The sequence below is a fragment of the Ancylobacter defluvii genome (genome assembly GCF_018390605.1).
Taxonomy (GTDB): Bacteria; Pseudomonadota; Alphaproteobacteria; order Rhizobiales; family Xanthobacteraceae; genus Ancylobacter; species Ancylobacter defluvii.
The window spans coordinates 826538-841078 of sequence record NZ_JAHBGD010000024.1; the positions used below are offsets into that span (position 1 = coordinate 826538).

General features: G+C 68.1%; 14 protein-coding genes. 4 read left to right on the plus strand and 10 right to left on the minus strand.

Annotation, left to right across the window (positions count from 1 at the left end):
- Positions 1–9 precede the first annotated feature (9 nt).
- The 8 genes from ccoS to ccoN all read right to left on the minus strand — a co-directional run bounded on the left by ccoS (position 10) and on the right by ccoN (position 8196).
- Complete coding sequence (gene ccoS, locus KHC24_RS20035; protein WP_213365053.1) at positions 10–162, minus strand: cbb3-type cytochrome oxidase assembly protein CcoS; 153 nt, start codon at positions 160–162, stop codon at positions 10–12.
- Complete coding sequence (locus tag KHC24_RS20040) at positions 159–2426, minus strand: heavy metal translocating P-type ATPase (protein WP_213365054.1); 2268 nt, start codon at positions 2424–2426, stop codon at positions 159–161. Before KHC24_RS20040 ends, ccoS begins: the two co-directional genes overlap by 4 nt.
- A 4-nt stretch (positions 2427–2430) precedes the next feature.
- On the minus strand, positions 2431–2934 hold the full coding sequence (locus tag KHC24_RS20045) for a FixH family protein (protein ID WP_213365055.1): 504 nt from the start codon (positions 2932–2934) through the stop codon (positions 2431–2433).
- A 3-nt stretch (positions 2935–2937) separates the two neighbouring features.
- Positions 2938–4389, minus strand: a complete 1452-nt coding sequence (ccoG, locus tag KHC24_RS20050) for a cytochrome c oxidase accessory protein CcoG (RefSeq protein ID WP_213365056.1) — start codon at positions 4387–4389, stop codon at positions 2938–2940.
- 282 nt (positions 4390–4671) lie between these two features.
- Entirely contained in the window at positions 4672–5550 is an 879-nt protein-coding gene (gene ccoP, locus KHC24_RS20055) for a cytochrome-c oxidase, cbb3-type subunit III (RefSeq protein WP_213365057.1), read from the minus strand.
- A 2-nt stretch (positions 5551–5552) separates the two neighbouring features.
- On the minus strand, positions 5553–5708 hold the full coding sequence (locus tag KHC24_RS20060) for a cbb3-type cytochrome c oxidase subunit 3 (RefSeq protein ID WP_213365058.1): 156 nt from the start codon (positions 5706–5708) through the stop codon (positions 5553–5555).
- A 10-nt stretch (positions 5709–5718) separates the two neighbouring features.
- Positions 5719–6483, minus strand: coding sequence for a cytochrome-c oxidase, cbb3-type subunit II (ccoO, locus tag KHC24_RS20065; RefSeq protein ID WP_213365059.1), 765 nt, complete (start codon positions 6481–6483; stop codon positions 5719–5721).
- 12 nt (positions 6484–6495) lie between these two features.
- Positions 6496–8196 (minus strand): cytochrome-c oxidase, cbb3-type subunit I, encoded by a 1701-nt coding sequence (gene ccoN / locus KHC24_RS20070; RefSeq protein ID WP_213365060.1) that lies wholly within the window; start codon positions 8194–8196, stop codon positions 6496–6498.
- A gap of 283 nt (positions 8197–8479) precedes the next feature.
- Between ccoN and KHC24_RS20075 the strand changes: the two genes are divergently transcribed.
- From KHC24_RS20075 to cysG, 4 genes are all read left to right on the plus strand, one after another.
- Entirely contained in the window at positions 8480–8770 is a 291-nt protein-coding gene (locus tag KHC24_RS20075; RefSeq protein WP_213365061.1) for a hypothetical protein, read from the plus strand.
- 63 nt (positions 8771–8833) lie between these two features.
- Entirely contained in the window at positions 8834–9487 is a 654-nt protein-coding gene (gene msrA / locus KHC24_RS20080) for a peptide-methionine (S)-S-oxide reductase MsrA (RefSeq protein ID WP_213365062.1), read from the plus strand.
- A 267-nt stretch (positions 9488–9754) separates the two neighbouring features.
- Positions 9755–10252: a TIGR00645 family protein gene (locus KHC24_RS20085; protein ID WP_213365063.1), complete on the plus strand. Its 498-nt coding sequence runs from the start codon at positions 9755–9757 to the stop codon at positions 10250–10252.
- A 136-nt stretch (positions 10253–10388) separates the two neighbouring features.
- On the plus strand, positions 10389–11906 hold the full coding sequence (gene cysG, locus KHC24_RS20090; RefSeq protein WP_373878588.1) for a siroheme synthase CysG: 1518 nt from the start codon (positions 10389–10391) through the stop codon (positions 11904–11906).
- Positions 11907–11909: 3 nt separating this feature from the next.
- Here cysG and hisG read toward each other — a convergent pair whose 3' ends face one another.
- Positions 11910–12896 carry an ATP phosphoribosyltransferase gene (gene hisG / locus KHC24_RS20095; protein WP_213365064.1) on the minus strand — a complete coding sequence of 329 codons (987 nt, stop codon included), beginning with the start codon at positions 12894–12896 and terminating at the stop codon, positions 11910–11912.
- Positions 12893–14011 carry an ATP phosphoribosyltransferase regulatory subunit gene (locus tag KHC24_RS20100; RefSeq protein ID WP_213365065.1) on the minus strand — a complete coding sequence of 373 codons (1119 nt, stop codon included), beginning with the start codon at positions 14009–14011 and terminating at the stop codon, positions 12893–12895. Before KHC24_RS20100 ends, hisG begins: the two co-directional genes overlap by 4 nt.
- Between the last annotated feature and the right edge of the window lie 530 nt (positions 14012–14541).

Below are 14541 nucleotides of genomic sequence, written 5' to 3' on the forward strand. Positions count from 1 at the left end.
GCCACGCCCTCACCGCCGCTTCAGGTCATCGTCGCTGAGCACGCGCACCGCGGCACCGTCCAAGTCGTCATACTGGCCGGAGCGCAACGTCCACATGAAGGCTCCCAAGGCGGTGAGCCCGAGACCCAGCGCCAACGGCAGGAGATAGATGAGCACGCTCATGACCTTGCCTCCCTTCCATCGCCGCTCGAGCGCGCGCGCAAGGCGTTCAGCGTGACGATCACCGAGGAGCCGGACATCGCTGCCGCCGCCACCAACGGGGTGACGAAGCCTGCAATGGCCAGCGGCACGGCAAACAGATTGTAGATGACGGCGATCATCAGGTTCTCGCGCATCAACTGCCGCGCCCTGGTCGCCACCGCGATGGCCGCCACTACCGGCGCCAGCCTGTCGCCGAGGAACACCAGGTCCGCCTGTGCCCGCGTGACGTCGGCTGCGGCGATCGGCGACATCGAGACATGAGCGGCGGCAAGCGAAGGGGCGTCGTTGATGCCGTCGCCGACCATCAGCACCCGTCGGCCGCGCGCGGCGAGGCGCTCCAGCGTGGCGATCTTGTCGGCCGGCGTCGCCCCGCCCTGCCATTCCTCAATGCCGAGTGCTTCAGCCACCGGCGTCACCGCCACCGGCCGGTCGCCGGAGACGATGACCAGCGATTTGCCCATGGCGCGCAGCCGCCGCACGACCTCCACCGCATCCGTACGCAGCGTCTGGCGGATCATCAATAGTGCCCGCTCCTCGTCCACGCGCAGGGCGACGAGGGAGGCATCGGCAATGGCAGCCCCGGCCGGCAAATCATTGCAGCCACAGAACTCCGGACTGCCAAGGCGGGCGAGCACGCCGTCCACTTCCGCCTCGACGCCGGAACCGGCGACTTCGCGCATCTCGGGATAGGGCGTGGCGCCAGGCACGGCGGCGGCCACCGCGCGGGCCAGCGGATGGGTGCTGCCGGCCGCCAGCCGGCCGGCGATCTCCAGCAATGCCGGGGAGAGCGCATCGGCATTGGCGAGGTGCGGCTCGGGAGTGGTGAGCGTGCCGGTCTTGTCGAACACCACCGTATCGACCTCCGCCAGCCGCTCGAAGGCATCGCCGGCATTGATCAGCACCCCTGCACGCATCAGCGTGCCTGAGGCGACGACCTGAACCGCCGGCACGGCGAGCGCCAATGCGCAGGGGCAGGTGATGATCAACACCGCCACCGCGATCAGCACGGCATGATGCAGCGAAGCGCCAACAAGGAGCCAGCCCACCAGCGACAGCAGTGCCGTGGTATGCACCATCGGCGCGTAGAGCCGGGCGGCACGATCGGCGAGGCGGACATAACGGTTGCGATCGGTGGACGCCCGCTCCAGCAGCCGTTCCACTTCCACGAGAAAGGTGTCTTCGCCGGCCGCCGTGGTGCGCAGATGCAGCACACCGTGATGGATGAGCGCGCCGGCATGCACCGTTGTGCCCTCCACCGCATCGCGCGGCAGGGTCTCGCCGGTGACCAGGCTCTCATCCACCGCCGCGCGGCCGGAGACCACGATGCCGTCCACCGGCACCCGCTCACCGGCTCGCACCAGCACGAGATCGCCCGGCTTTACGGCGGCAGCCGGCACCAGGGTGATACCGCCGGTGGCATCGAGCCGGTTGGCCGTCTCCGCCTTCAACGCCGCGAGGTTGGAGGCCTCGATGCGGGTCTTGCGGCGCATCGCATGGTCGAGATAGCGCCCGGTCAACAGGAAGAACAGCAGCATCACCGCCGAGTCGAAGTAAGCGTGTTCGGCATGGTGCAACGTCTCGTAGACCGACACGCCCAGCGCCAGCATGACGCCGAGCGTGATCGGCACATCCATGTTGAGCGCGCCGTTTCGCAAGGCGCGCAGGGCGCTGTGGAAGAACGGCTGGCCGGCATAGGCGCAGGCCGGCAGCGCGATCAGCGCCGAGAGCCAATGGAAAAGATCGCGGGTCTCGGGGTCGATGTCGGTGACATTGCCCGACCACACCGACACCGACAGCAGCATGATGTTCATCGCCGCGAAGCCGGCTACCGCGAGGCAACGCAGCAAATGGCGGGAGATATTGCGCTCGATCTGCTCCGCCTTGTCGGCGCCGAACGGATAGGCCTTGTAACCGATGCCGGCGAGCGCGGCAAAGACAGCAGCGGGGTCGGCGGCGGTGGTGCTCCATGCCACTGCGAGGCGATGGCTGGTGTAGTTCAGCCGTGCCTCGGCAATGCCGGGGAGCCCCTCCACCGCATCCTCGATCTCGTCGATGCAGGCGGCGCAATCGATGCCTTCGACGGCGAAATCCATCGCCATCCGCCCATCCGCTTCCTCGCGCAGATAGAGCGACAGATCGTGCGCCGGCGCCGTGGCCGAGGGTGCGGCGGGCGCCTTGGCTGGCAGGTCGAACACGTCGCCGATGCTGGCTTGGCCGGAGGTCATGGCGCTACCTCGTCCATACCCGGTTCTGCGAGCGGAACTGGCGCTCGCCGTGACGCGACAGATCGATCATCAGTTCCCACTGGCCGGGAGGCACGGCGGGAGCGGCCCTCCACACGCCGGTGCCGGCCGGTTCCGCGTCGATGACGATATCGAGCCGGCGGTCGGTCGGATGATGCAACACCGCCGTAATGGCGAGATCGGGGAGCGGCCGGCCGACGGCGTCGCGGGCGCTTACCTCGAAGGCCCTGTCCGCCACATGGGCCGCGACCTGCCAGTGCAACGCTGCCTGCCGGGCGGCGGCCTCCGCCTCCTGCGCGAAGACGAGGCCCGCCTTGTAGGAGCTCTCGGTTTCCACTCCGCCGAAGCTGGAGAGCGCCGCGCGGACGAGAATGAAATTGGCCAGGAACACCACGCCGAAGAAGCCGACGAAGCAGGCGAGCACCATGCGACCGGTAAGAGGGCGACCGGCGGCCGGCGCATTCGGCGAGGAGAGAGGCGGATACGCCATGGCTCAGGGTCCCTTGAAATGGTCGGCAACCGAGACCGTCTCGCCGCCCGTCACGTCGGTGAGGTGGAAGACGATGTCGAGCGATGCGTTCGCTGGCAGCCGGGCGGCGGTGGAAACGAGCACGCGGATCTCATGAGTCTGATCCGGGCCGACGGAGACCACCGGACCTCCGCTGGTGGTTGCCGCCTCGCCCACCACTTCCAGCCGCGCCTCCGGCACGCCCTCGACGGCGATCGCGAAACGGCGCGGTATCAACTGCTTGTTGACGAGGCGCAGCGTGTAGCCGTTGCGGATGGAGCCGTCGGATAGTTGCACGAACAGCGGATTGCGGTCGTGGATCACCGCCAGCCCTTCCCAGCCGCGGGTCGCCAGCACCGCGGCCATCAGGCCGCCGATCAGCACGATCAGCGCCGCATAGAGCACGGTGCGAGGACGCAGCATGCGGTAGATCGGCGCCTCGCCGCGCTGGCGGCGCTGTACGTTCATCTCGGTGTCATAGGCGATCAGGCCGGCAGGACGGCCGATCTTCTTCATCACCGTGTCGCAGGCGTCGATGCACAGGCCGCACTGCACGCAGGAGAGTTGCAAGCCGTCGCGGATGTCGACCCCGGTCGGACAGGCCGAGACGCATTGGCGGCAATCGACGCAATCGCCGCCCGGCAAGCCCTGGAGCTTGAGCGCCTGCGTCTTCTTCAGCGAGCCACGCGGCTCGCCGCGGTCATAGCGATAAGTGACATTGAGGGCGTATTCGTCGGTGAGCGCCGCCTGGATGCGCGGCCAGGGGCACATATAGGTACAGACCTGCTCGCGCATATGGCCGGCAAGCACATAGGTGGTGGCGGTGAGGGCACCGATCCACACATAGGCGACGGCGGGTGCCTCGCCCTTGAGCAGTTGCATCACCAGCGTCGGCGCATCGGCGAAGTAGAGCACCCAGGCGCCGCCGGTCCACCAGGCGAGCATCAGCCAGAGCACGTGCTTGGCCGCCGCCTCGAAGGCGCGGCGAGTGCGGGAGGCGGTCTTCAGCTTCTCGCGGCGCTGGCGCGGGTCGCCCTCGACCATGCGCTCGATGGCCTGGAACAGGTCGGTCCACACCGTCTGCGGGCAGAGATAGCCGCACCAGACCCGCCCGGCCACCGCGTTCATCAGGAACAGCACGAGGGCGGCAAGAATCAACAGACCGGTGAGGTAGTAGATTTCCTGCGGCCAGATCTCGATGAAGAAGAAATAGAAGCGTCTATTGGCAAAATCGACCAGTACCGCCTGCGAGGGAGCACCCGGCCCGCGGTCCCAGCGCACGAAGGGCAGCAGATAGTAGATGCCGAGGGTGACGACGAGCAGCGCCCACTTGATGCGCCGGAAGGTGCCGCGCACCGCGATCGGGTAGATCTTGCGCCGCGCCTCGTAGAGCGGAGCCTCGTCGAGGGCGGTGTCGGACGGCGTGGCGGCGTTCATCTCATTCCCCGGCAGGCGGCACCCGTCTGCCGGCGCCGTTGCTTCTGTGTACCGGCCACCGCCGCCGCTTTTGATCCGGGCGATGACGGGCGGGAAAATGCTTATGCGGCAGGATGTCGCCGGTAGGCACGGCTCCCTCTCCCCATTGGAGGGAGGGGTGGGGTGAGGGGGCTTCCCCGCTTCCCAACCGCGTAGCCCCTCACCGACCCGCTTCGCGGGCCACCTCTCCCCGACGGGGAGAGGATAGGGAAAGAGGAAGGAGAGGCGGAGGAAGGCTCCCCCTTACAGGCCGCCGCCCAGCGTGTGGACATAGACGGTGAGCGCCTTGAGGGTTCCGTCGTCGAGACGGCCCTTCCATGCGGGCATGAGCCCGGCCCGGCCATTGCTGATGGTCTGGATGATGGTCGCGCGGTCGGAGCCGTAGAGCCAGATCGGGTCGGCGAGGTTCGGCGCGCCGAGTTCCGAATTGCCCTTGCCCTCGGCTCCGTGGCAGGCGGCGCAGTTGGCGTCGAATACTTCCCCACCCTTGGCGAGATCCGCACCCGGCGCCGGGGCGAGACCGGCGATGTGCCGCACATAATCGGCGGCGGCGACGATATCCGGGCGTGGCAGCATGCCATCGCGACCGAAGGCCGGCATGTCGCCGGCATGGGCGTCTGGATCGGCGGAACGGGCGCCGTGCTGGATGGTGGCGTGGATCTGGTCGAGCGTGCCGCCCCACAGCCAGTCATCGTCATTGAGATTTGGATAGCCCTTGGTGCCGGCCGCACCCGCCCCGTGGCATGGGGCGCAATTGTCACCGAAGGCGGCACGGCCCTGGGCGCGGGCGAAGGCGAGCAATTCGGGATTCTGCTCGATCTCCGGCAGGCTGGCCGCCGCCAGCTTGTCGGCGAACACCGCGCGCTGCGCCCTGAGCTGGGCGAGGTCGGCCTGGATCGCCTCGCGCGACTTCCACCCGAGCAGGCCATAAGTGTAGCCTGTCACCAGCGGCCAGGCCGGGAACAGCACCCAGTAAAGTACCGCCCAGGCGATGCAGGCGTAGAAGGTCCACAGCCACCAGCGCGGCAGCGGATTGTTGAGTTCGCGGATGCCATCCCATTCATGGCCGGTAGTGGAGACGCCGGTAACAGCGTCGATGTTTTGGCGATGCATGTCGGCCATGATCAATCCTCACTCAGAGGCAGGCGGGCGGCTTCCTCGAACTCGTGCCGACGCCGGGGCGACAGCGCGTAGGCGAGGACGCAGGCGAACAGCGCGACGAAGTAGAGAAGGCCCCAGGTCTGGGCGAATTCGGCGAGAGCGCGATAGGTCTCGTTCATGTGCGTTGCCTCACCGGATGTTGGCCTTGTCGTCGTACAGCTTGAAGTCGACCATGGTGCCGAGCGCCTGCAGATAGGCGATCAGCGCATCCGCCTCGGAGACAAAGGCCAGGTTGCCGTCGAAGTCGCGGATCTGGGCGCCGGGATAGCGCTGCTGCAGCGCTTCGGCGTCGGCGGCATCGGTGGTCGCCTGGGTGCGCAGGTCGGCCGCGGCGGCGGCGATCATTTCCTCGGTATAGGGCACGCCATAAAGGGCGTTGACCTTCATGTCCTGGCCGATATCGGCAGCTTCCAGCCGGCTCTCGGCGAGGAAGGGATAGCCCGGCATGATCGAACCCGGCACCACCGAGCGCGGATCGGCGAGATGCTGGCGCTGCCACTCGTCGGAATACTTGCCGCCGACACGCGCGAGGTCCGGCCCGGTGCGCTTGGAGCCCCACTGGAACGGCCGGTCGTACATGCTCTCAGCCGCCAGAGAGTAGTGGCCGTAGCGCTCGACCTCGTCGCGCAGCGGGCGGATCATCTGCGAGTGGCAATTGTAGCAGCCCTCGCGGACATAGATGTTGCGCCCGGCGAGCTCTAGCGGCGTCCAGGGACGCACGCCTGACACCTTCTCGATGGTGCTCTTCAGATAGAACAGCGGCACGATCTCGACGAGGCCGCCGACCGAGATCACCAGCAGGATGCCGATGATCAGCCAGATCGAGTTCCTCTCGAAGAAGGCATGCTTCTGCCAGAGCGACTTGCGGGGGGCAGGTGTGGTTGCGGTTGCCATGGTGCGCGCTCCTCACTCGGCCGGCAGAAAGGCAGGATTTCGAGCGAGGGAGACGGCGGGCTCGGCGCTTGGCGAGCGCACCGTCATCCACAGGTTGAAGGCCATGATCAGGGCGCCGATCAGGAACAGCACGCCGCCTATGGCGCGGATCACATAGAAGGGGTGCATCGCCTCGACGGTCTCGATGAACGAGTATTCGAGGAAACCGAGCGAGGTGTAGGCGCGCCACATCAGGCCCTGCAGGATGCCCGCCACCCACATCGCCGAGATGTAGAAGACGATGCCCAGCGTCGAGATCCAGAAGTGCCAGTTGACCAGCTTCAGCGAATAGAGCTCGCGCTTGTTCCACAGCCACGGCACCAGGCAGTAGATCGCGCCGAAGGAGATGTAGGCGACCCAGCCCAGCGCACCGGAATGCACATGGCCGATGGTCCAGTCGGTGTAATGGCTGAGCGAATTGACCGCTTTCACCGACATCAACGGCCCCTCGAAGGTCGACATGCCGTAGAAGGCCACCGAGACCACCAGCATGCGCAGCACCGGGTCGGTGCGCAGCTTGTCCCAGGCGCCGGATAGCGTCATCAGCCCGTTGATCATGCCGCCCCAGCTCGGCATCCACAGGATGATCGAGAAGGTCATGCCCAGCGTCTGCGCCCAGTCCGGCAGCGCCGTGTAGTGCAGATGATGGGGACCGGCCCAGATATAGATGAAGATCAGCGCCCAGAAATGCACGATGGACAGCCGGTAAGAATAGACCGGCCGCTCCGCCCGCTTGGGGATGAAGTAGTACATGATGGCGAGGAAGCCGGCGGTGAGGAAGAAGCCCACCGCATTGTGGCCGTACCACCACTGCACCATCGCATCCTGCACGCCCGACCAGACGATGTAGGACTTGGGCGAGTAGATCGACACCGGCACGCTGGCATTGTTGCCCAGGTGCAGCACGGCGATCGTCACGATGAAGGCGAGGTAGAACCAGTTCGCCACATAGATATGCGGCTCGCGGCGGCGCCAGATCGTGCCGAGGAACACCAGCAGATACGTGACCCACACCACGGTGAGCCACAGATCGGCGTACCATTCGGGCTCGGCGTATTCCTTGCCCTGGGTGATGCCAAGCAGATAGCCGGTGCCGGCGATGAGAATAAAGAAATTATAGCCGAGCACCACGAACCACGGCGCCAGATAGCCGGCGAGGCGGGCGTGGCAGGTGCGCTGCACGACATAGAACGACGTGCCGATCAGCACATTGCCGCCGAAGGCGAAGATCACCGCCGAGGTATGCAGCGGCCGCAGCCGACCGAAGGCGGTCCACGGCAGGTCGAAGTTCAGCGCCGGAAAGGCCAGCTGGAAGGCGATGATCACCCCGACCAGAAAGCCGGCAATGCCCCAGAACATCGCCGCCACGGTGGCGAATTTAACCGGGCCGAAATTGTAGTTCGGCCGCCCGTCCACCTCGCGCGCCGGCAGCGCCGCCGGCCGCTCCACGTGATGGCTGATGATCACGAAGACGGCCGCGAGGCTGGCGAGCACGGTCAGCCAGGCGTGAAAGGCATAAGCCGCCGTCTCCGCTCCCGAGGCCACCGTGAGCGAGGCGAACGCGAGCAGCACGAGGCTCGCAACCAGTCCCCCTTCGCCGAAGGTGAGGCTCTTGCTGATTTGCCGGGGCACCCCGACAGGATCCGGCGCCCCGCCCGTTGCCGATTGACGCATAAAACCCTCCACCCGCCCGGCCGCCGAAGCAGCGCGGGCGTCCCCAAAGTCCGGCCGGACCATCGGAGCAGGTGCGGGGCGCAGCCTTGATTCACATCAACTCTAAGGAACATCACGGACCGGCGAGGTGACGCAGGCCGCAGACGCGTCGGTAGATGGCGGGATACGGGCGGTGTGATGGATCGCGGTTTGCCGATGCTTGCCAGCCCGGCAGTGCTCGCCTAGACCGGAAGGGCCGATGCAAGGCGGACGCGCCCTGCATCCGGGTCGCGAAAGATGGGTCATGATACGGTTTCTGCTGCGCTTTTTCGGAGTGTGGGTGCTCGCCGGCGGCTTCGTGGCGCTGGTGCTGGACGGGGTGCGCTCCATCGCCGCCTCGCGGCTGCTCTACACGCCGCTCGGCGATGCCTGGGCGGCGGCGAGCGCGACGGGTCTCGGGCAGGCGCTCGGCGGCACCGACCTGCCGGGCGGAAGCTGGAGAAGCCTCATCACACCGCTGCTCGAGGCGCCGCTGGCGGCGGTGCTGGTGGTGCTCGGCATCCTTTTGATCCTGCTCGGACGCAAACGCGCCTGACCCCTCTCGCAATCGCGCCGCCGAATCACCATATCGGGCCGCGGAAAAGCGAGGGACGTAACCATGTTCTTCTTCAAGAAATCGCTGGAATTGCCGACCCCGTCCGAGGCGCTGCCGGGCCGGGCAGCGCCGCTGCCGACGGCATCGACGCATTTCGTCTCCGGCCGGCCGCTCAAGGGTCCCTATCCCGAGGGGCTGGAGACCGCCATCTTCGCGCTGGGCTGCTTCTGGGGCGCCGAACGCAAGTTCTGGCAGACGCCGGGCGTCTGGGTGACCGCGGTCGGCTATATCAACGGGCCGACGCTCAACCCCACCTATGACGAAGTATGCTCCGGCCGCACCGGCCACACCGAGGCGGTGCTGGTGGTCTACGACCCCAAGGTGGTGAGCTACGACGAGTTGCTCAAGGTATTCTGGGAAGCGCACAACCCGACCCAGGGCATGCAGCAAGGCAACGATATCGGCACCCAATACCGCTCCGGCATCTACACGCTCTCGCCCGAACAGCAGCAGGCGGCGGAGGCGAGCAAGGCGACCTATGATGCGGCACTTGGGGCCGAGGGCTACGATCCCATCACCACCGAGATCGTGCCGGCGCCGGAATTCTATTTCGCCGAGGGCTATCACCAGCAATACCTCGCCAAGAACCCGAGCGGCTATTGCGGACTCGGCGGCACCGGCGTCTCCTGCCAGATCGGTACCGGCGTCAACGCCTGAGGCCGTATCGCTTCCCATCAGCACGCAGGCAATGGCCGGGGGATATCCCGGCCATTGTCGTTTCAGCAATCTGCCGGGCGCGGTCGCGGCCGCGACGGTTCCGGTCGCGCCCTGCATCGGGGGCCGCACCGGCAGCCGATCGCACCTTCCCTCTTGAACCCGCCGCAAGGTCATGCCACCCATCTCGCATCTGCGAGAGGAGCGGCCGCCCGCGGCCGGACCGGAGGCAGACGCGACCGGGACAGACGCGACCAGGACAGGCGGGACATGGAAAAACTGATCGAACGCTTCATTTTCGTCAGCCGCTGGATCATGGCGCCGTTCTATATCGGCCTCGTCATCGCGCTCTTGGTGCTGCTGTTCAAGTTCGGCGTCGAGCTGTGGCATTTCGTCAGCCATGCCAATGCCTTCGACGAGAACGACACCATTCTCGGCATTCTGGCGCTGATCGACCTCACCTTCACCGGCAGCTTGGTCATCATCGTCATCTTCTCCGGCTATGAGAACTTCGTCTCCAAGATCGACGCCGAGGGCCATGCCGACTGGCCGGAATGGATGACCAAGGTCGATTTCGCCGGGCTGAAGCAGAAGCTGCTCGCTTCCATCGTCGCCATCTCCGCCATCGCGCTGCTGAAGGCCTTCATGAATCTCGACAGGGGCGTCGACGAGAAGCAGCTCACCTGGCTCGTCATCATCCATGTGGTGTTCGTGGTCTCCGGCGTGGTGCTGGCCTGGACCGACAAGCTCTCGGAAAAGAGCCACTGAGAAAGAGGCCCTGAGGCCGGCATCCTGCCGCCCGGTCCGCATACACGGACGGTCCGACCGTGGTATAATGGGCGTTTACCGCATCGTCGTCCGCTATGGCGGCGCAGCCTTGTGACTTGTCGTCAAGAGATCCGCTATGGCCGATACACCGGGCGCCTCCCCCTCCCCGCGCCGCCCCGCCGAACAGCATGGCGGGCGCATGGCGCCGCTCGCCCGGCTGCCGGTGTTCTTCGCTCTGGAGGGGCGCCGCGTGGTGCTGGCCGGCGGTTCGGACGCCGCCGCCTGGAAGGCGGAGCTGATCGCCGCCGCCGGGGCGCAGCTGCATGTCTACGCCGCCGACCTCTCCCCCGCCCTCGCCCTGCTCGCCACCGAGGCGGGCGAACGCATTACGCTGCATGCGCGCGACTGGGCGCCGGAGGACCTCGCCGGCGCCGCCCTCGCCATCGGCGCCATCGAGGACGACGCGGAAGGCGCGCGATTCTCTGCGGCGGCACGGGCGGCCGGCGTGCCGGTGAACGTCGTCGACAAGCCGGCCTTCTGCGACTTTGCCTTCGGCGCCATCGTCAACCGCTCGCCGCTGGTGGTCGGCATCTCCACCGACGGCGCGGCGCCGGTGTTCGGCCAGGCGGTGCGGGCCAAGATCGAATCGGTGATCCCGCAGGGCTTCCGGCACTGGGCCGAAGCGGCACGGGCCTGGCGCCCCTTCGTCACCGCGCTCGGCCTCGGCCATCATGGCCGGCGGCAGTTCTGGGAACGCTTCACCCGCCACGCGCTGGAAACCCCCGACGCCGCCCCGGACGCGACGCTGCGCGACGATCTCCTCGCGCGGGCGCGCGCCGGGCGCGAGGACGAAGGGCGGGGCTCCATCACCCTTGTCGGCGCCGGGCCGGGCGACCCCGAGCTGCTGACGCTGAAGGCGGTACGGATGCTGCAGGCCGCCGACGTGGTGCTCTATGACGACCTGGTGGCACCGGCGGTGCTCGATCTCGCCCGGCGCGAGGCCAAGAAGACGCTGGTCGGCAAATCCGGCTACAAGCCCTCCTGCAAGCAGGACGACATCAACGCGCTGATGGTGACGCTGGCCCGCCAGGGCAAGCGGGTGGTGCGGCTGAAGGGCGGCGACCCGATGGTGTTCGGCCGCGCCGGCGAGGAAATCGCCGCCGCCCGCGCCGCCGGCCTGTCCATCGAGGTGGTGCCGGGCATCAGCGCGGCGCAGGGGGCGGCAAGCCGGATGGCGGTGTCGCTGACGCATCGCGATCATGCGCGCCGGCTGCAATTCGTCACCGCCCATGCGCGGGACGGCAAGCTGCCTGTTGACCTCGACTGGACGGCGCTCGCCGACAAGGCGGCGACCACCGTGGTCTACATGCCCCAGCGCACCTGGGGCGAACTCGCCGGAAAGGCGATGGAGGCCGGCCTCGATCCGCATACACCCGCGCTCGCTATCTTCTCCGCCACCCGCCCGGAGGAATACCGGGTGGCGGCGACCGTTGCGACGCTGAAGGATAAGCTCGATGCGGCGGTGGCGGATAAGTTTCGCGGCAGCTCGCCAGGCCCCTGCCTGATCCTGTTCGGCTTCGCCCTCGGCGAGGCGGAGGAGTTTGCCACGGCGCGGATGGCGGAAGCCGACACGGAGCGGGCGGCGCGGGGCTGAGCGCTAGCCCAGCCGCGCCGCCAGCTTGGCGTAGAGCGGGTTCTCGGCGGCGAAGACATAATCGAGCGGACCGACCGAGACGCTCGCCGCCCCCTTCTCGCGCAGGAACACCGCAAGCCCGTGCAACGTGTCCGGCGGGCAGTGCAGCGTCACCATGCCCGAGGAGGTCGGGGCGCCGAACGGGGCGACGGCGCGGAAGCGCTCGACCGCCTCGGTCACCACCGCGGTGTCGCAGGCGGAAAACCGGGTCTTCACCTCTCGCATCGTCGCGGCGCGCTTGGCGGCGGTGATGCGGTCGAACAGCGCGCGGACGGCGGCGCGTGCCGGCTCCGTCCATGGCGCGTTCAGCGAGGCGACGAGGTTGGCCTCGGAGCGCAGCATCACCCCATCGTCGATCACCTTCAGCCCGTTGGCGGCCAGCGTGCCGCCGGTGGTGGTGATGTCGACGATCAGCTCCGCAGTGCCGGCGGCCGGCGTGCCCTCGGTGGCGCCGAGACTCTCGACGATGCGGTAATCGACAATGCCGTGGCGGGCGAAGAAGCCGCGGGTGAGGTTGAGATATTTGGTCGCCACCCGCATGCGGCGGCCGCGGCTGGCATGGAAATGCGTCGCGACATCGTCGAGATCGCGCATGGTGCGCACGTCGATCCAGGCCTGCGGCACCGCCACGACCACATTGGCATGGCCGAAGCCGAGGCCCTCGACCAGCAGCACCTTGGAATCGGCGTCGGGGATGGTCTCGCGCACCAGATCCTCGCCGGTGACGCCGAGATGCACCGCGCCGGCGGCGAGTTGCGCGGCGATCTCGGAAGCCGAGAGGAAGGCGACCTCCACTCCCTCGACGCCGGTGAGCGTGCCGCGATAATCGCGGGCGCCGCGCGACTGGGCGAAGCCCATGCCGGCGCGGGCGAAGAAGGCCGAGGCGTTCTCCTGCAGGCGCCCCTTGGAGGGGACCGCGACGATGAGCGAGGACGACGGCAGCGCGCTCATGAACGGGCCTCCAGGGCATCGAGCCGGCCGAGCCAGACGGCGAAGCCCACCGCCGGCACCGGCGAGGGCGCGCCGAGGCGGGCCAGCAGCCCATCATAACGCCCGCCGGCGACCAGCGGCGTATCGCCGCCATTCTCATGCAGCTCGAACACCATGCCGGTGTAGTAATCCAGCGGGCGGCCGAAGGCGGCGGCGAAATGCAGCCGCTCGACCTCGACGCCATGGGCGGCGAGGAAATTGGTGCGGGTCTCGAAGGCGTCGAGCGGGGCGGACAGATCGAGCCCGGCGTCGGCGGCCAGCGCCCGCAGGGCGCGGGCGGCGGCGTCCGGTTCGCCGGCGACGGCGAGATAGCGCTCCAGCACCGCGACCTTCTCGACCGGCAGGCCCTCGGCATCGCCGGAGGCCGCCTGTTCGAGGAAGCGCTCGGCGATTTCCGACACCGAGCGGCCGGCCACCGTCGAGATGCCGGCGATCGAGATGAGGTCGGTGACGAGGGCGTGCGCCGCCGCCTTGTCGGAACCGGCCAGTGCCTTCAGCACGCCGGCATGGGCGGCCACCCCGCCCCCGGCCGGGCGCTCGCGCAGCATGGCGAGATCGGCGCCGAGATCGCCGGAGCGGGCGAAGTCCTTCACCAGCCGCCGCCGCCAGCCGGGCGGCAGGTCGAGCGCATCGAGCAGCGCCGCGAACAGGCCGGCATCGCCGAGGCGGACATTCGGCTGGGTGACGCCCCACAGCGCCGCGGTCTCGAGGCCCAGCGCCAGCAGCTCGGCATCCGCCGCCTCGCGATCCGGCCGGCCGAAGGATTCGACGCCCGCCTGCAGGAACTCGCCATCCGGCGCATCCGAGCGGAACACCGGGCCGAGATAGCAGAAATCGCGCGGCTGGGCGGCGCCGTCCGCGATATAGAGCCGGCACACCGGCAAAGTGAGGTCGGGGCGCAGGCAAAGCTCGCTGCCGTCCTCGGCCATGGTGACGAACATGGTTCGGCGCATCGCCTCGCCGGAGAGGTCGAGAAAGGCATCGGCCGGCTGCAGCACCGGCGGATCGACGCGCCCATAGCCGGCGCGGTCGTAGAGCGCGAGCAGCTCCTCGGCGTGGATGGGGGCGGCGGTCATGATCTCGTCTCTGGCATTCGTGCCGGCCCAAAGGGCACCCCTTGGCCGGCGTCGGGTCCGCGGCTTCTAGCAAAGCGGGCCGGCCGGGTCCATGCACGGCGCGTGACATGGTTTCCGGCGGGGTGCGGCGAACAAGCGCCGAAAGCTCCGCGCCCTTGCGGGCCGGAGTTTGCGAGAGGCACGTTCCGGCCCGCCGCCCGACGGGCAGGGAGCCGACTTCCTTTGCGCCCGAAGGGCGCGCGGGACGCCTTGCCGGATCGCTCCGGCGGTCGCCTGCACCGAGGTTTGGTAGGTGGTGCAAGCCTTTAGTCAACCAACCGACACGCCGACAAGGCGCCCCGCACGCGGTGTTTTATGGCTTGCTCCCTGCGGCCCCCGGAGGACTTGGGCCTTGCTATCCTCCGCTGTGCGGTGCGTCGCGCGCGAGCGCGCTTCTCCGCGTGACCGGCGGAACGGCCGGCCGGGAACACAGGGCTTGGGCCGCCATGTGCCGGGTGCGTTACTCCCGACGCATGGCCACCGCACCCCGC

Excerpts from the sequence above, each read along its gene's own strand:
- ccoS (WP_213365053.1), bottom strand. The coding sequence starts at position 162 with ATGAGCGTGCTCATCTATCTCCTGCCGTTGGCGCTGGGTCTCGGGCTC.
- KHC24_RS20040 (WP_213365054.1), bottom strand. The coding sequence starts at position 2,426 with ATGACCTCCGGCCAAGCCAGCATCGGCGACGTGTTCGACCTGCCAGCC.
- KHC24_RS20045 (WP_213365055.1), bottom strand. The coding sequence starts at position 2,934 with ATGGCGTATCCGCCTCTCTCCTCGCCGAATGCGCCGGCCGCCGGTCGC.
- ccoG (WP_213365056.1), bottom strand. The coding sequence starts at position 4,389 with ATGAACGCCGCCACGCCGTCCGACACCGCCCTCGACGAGGCTCCGCTC.
- ccoP (WP_213365057.1), bottom strand. The coding sequence starts at position 5,550 with ATGGCCGACATGCATCGCCAAAACATCGACGCTGTTACCGGCGTCTCC.
- KHC24_RS20060 (WP_213365058.1), bottom strand. The coding sequence starts at position 5,708 with ATGAACGAGACCTATCGCGCTCTCGCCGAATTCGCCCAGACCTGGGGC.
- ccoO (WP_213365059.1), bottom strand. The coding sequence starts at position 6,483 with ATGGCAACCGCAACCACACCTGCCCCCCGCAAGTCGCTCTGGCAGAAG.
- ccoN (WP_213365060.1), bottom strand. The coding sequence starts at position 8,196 with ATGCGTCAATCGGCAACGGGCGGGGCGCCGGATCCTGTCGGGGTGCCC.
- KHC24_RS20075 (WP_213365061.1), top strand. The coding sequence starts at position 8,480 with ATGATACGGTTTCTGCTGCGCTTTTTCGGAGTGTGGGTGCTCGCCGGC.
- msrA (WP_213365062.1), top strand. The coding sequence starts at position 8,834 with ATGTTCTTCTTCAAGAAATCGCTGGAATTGCCGACCCCGTCCGAGGCG.
- KHC24_RS20085 (WP_213365063.1), top strand. The coding sequence starts at position 9,755 with ATGGAAAAACTGATCGAACGCTTCATTTTCGTCAGCCGCTGGATCATG.
- cysG (WP_373878588.1), top strand. The coding sequence starts at position 10,389 with ATGGCCGATACACCGGGCGCCTCCCCCTCCCCGCGCCGCCCCGCCGAA.
- hisG (WP_213365064.1), bottom strand. The coding sequence starts at position 12,896 with ATGAGCGCGCTGCCGTCGTCCTCGCTCATCGTCGCGGTCCCCTCCAAG.
- KHC24_RS20100 (WP_213365065.1), bottom strand. The coding sequence starts at position 14,011 with ATGACCGCCGCCCCCATCCACGCCGAGGAGCTGCTCGCGCTCTACGAC.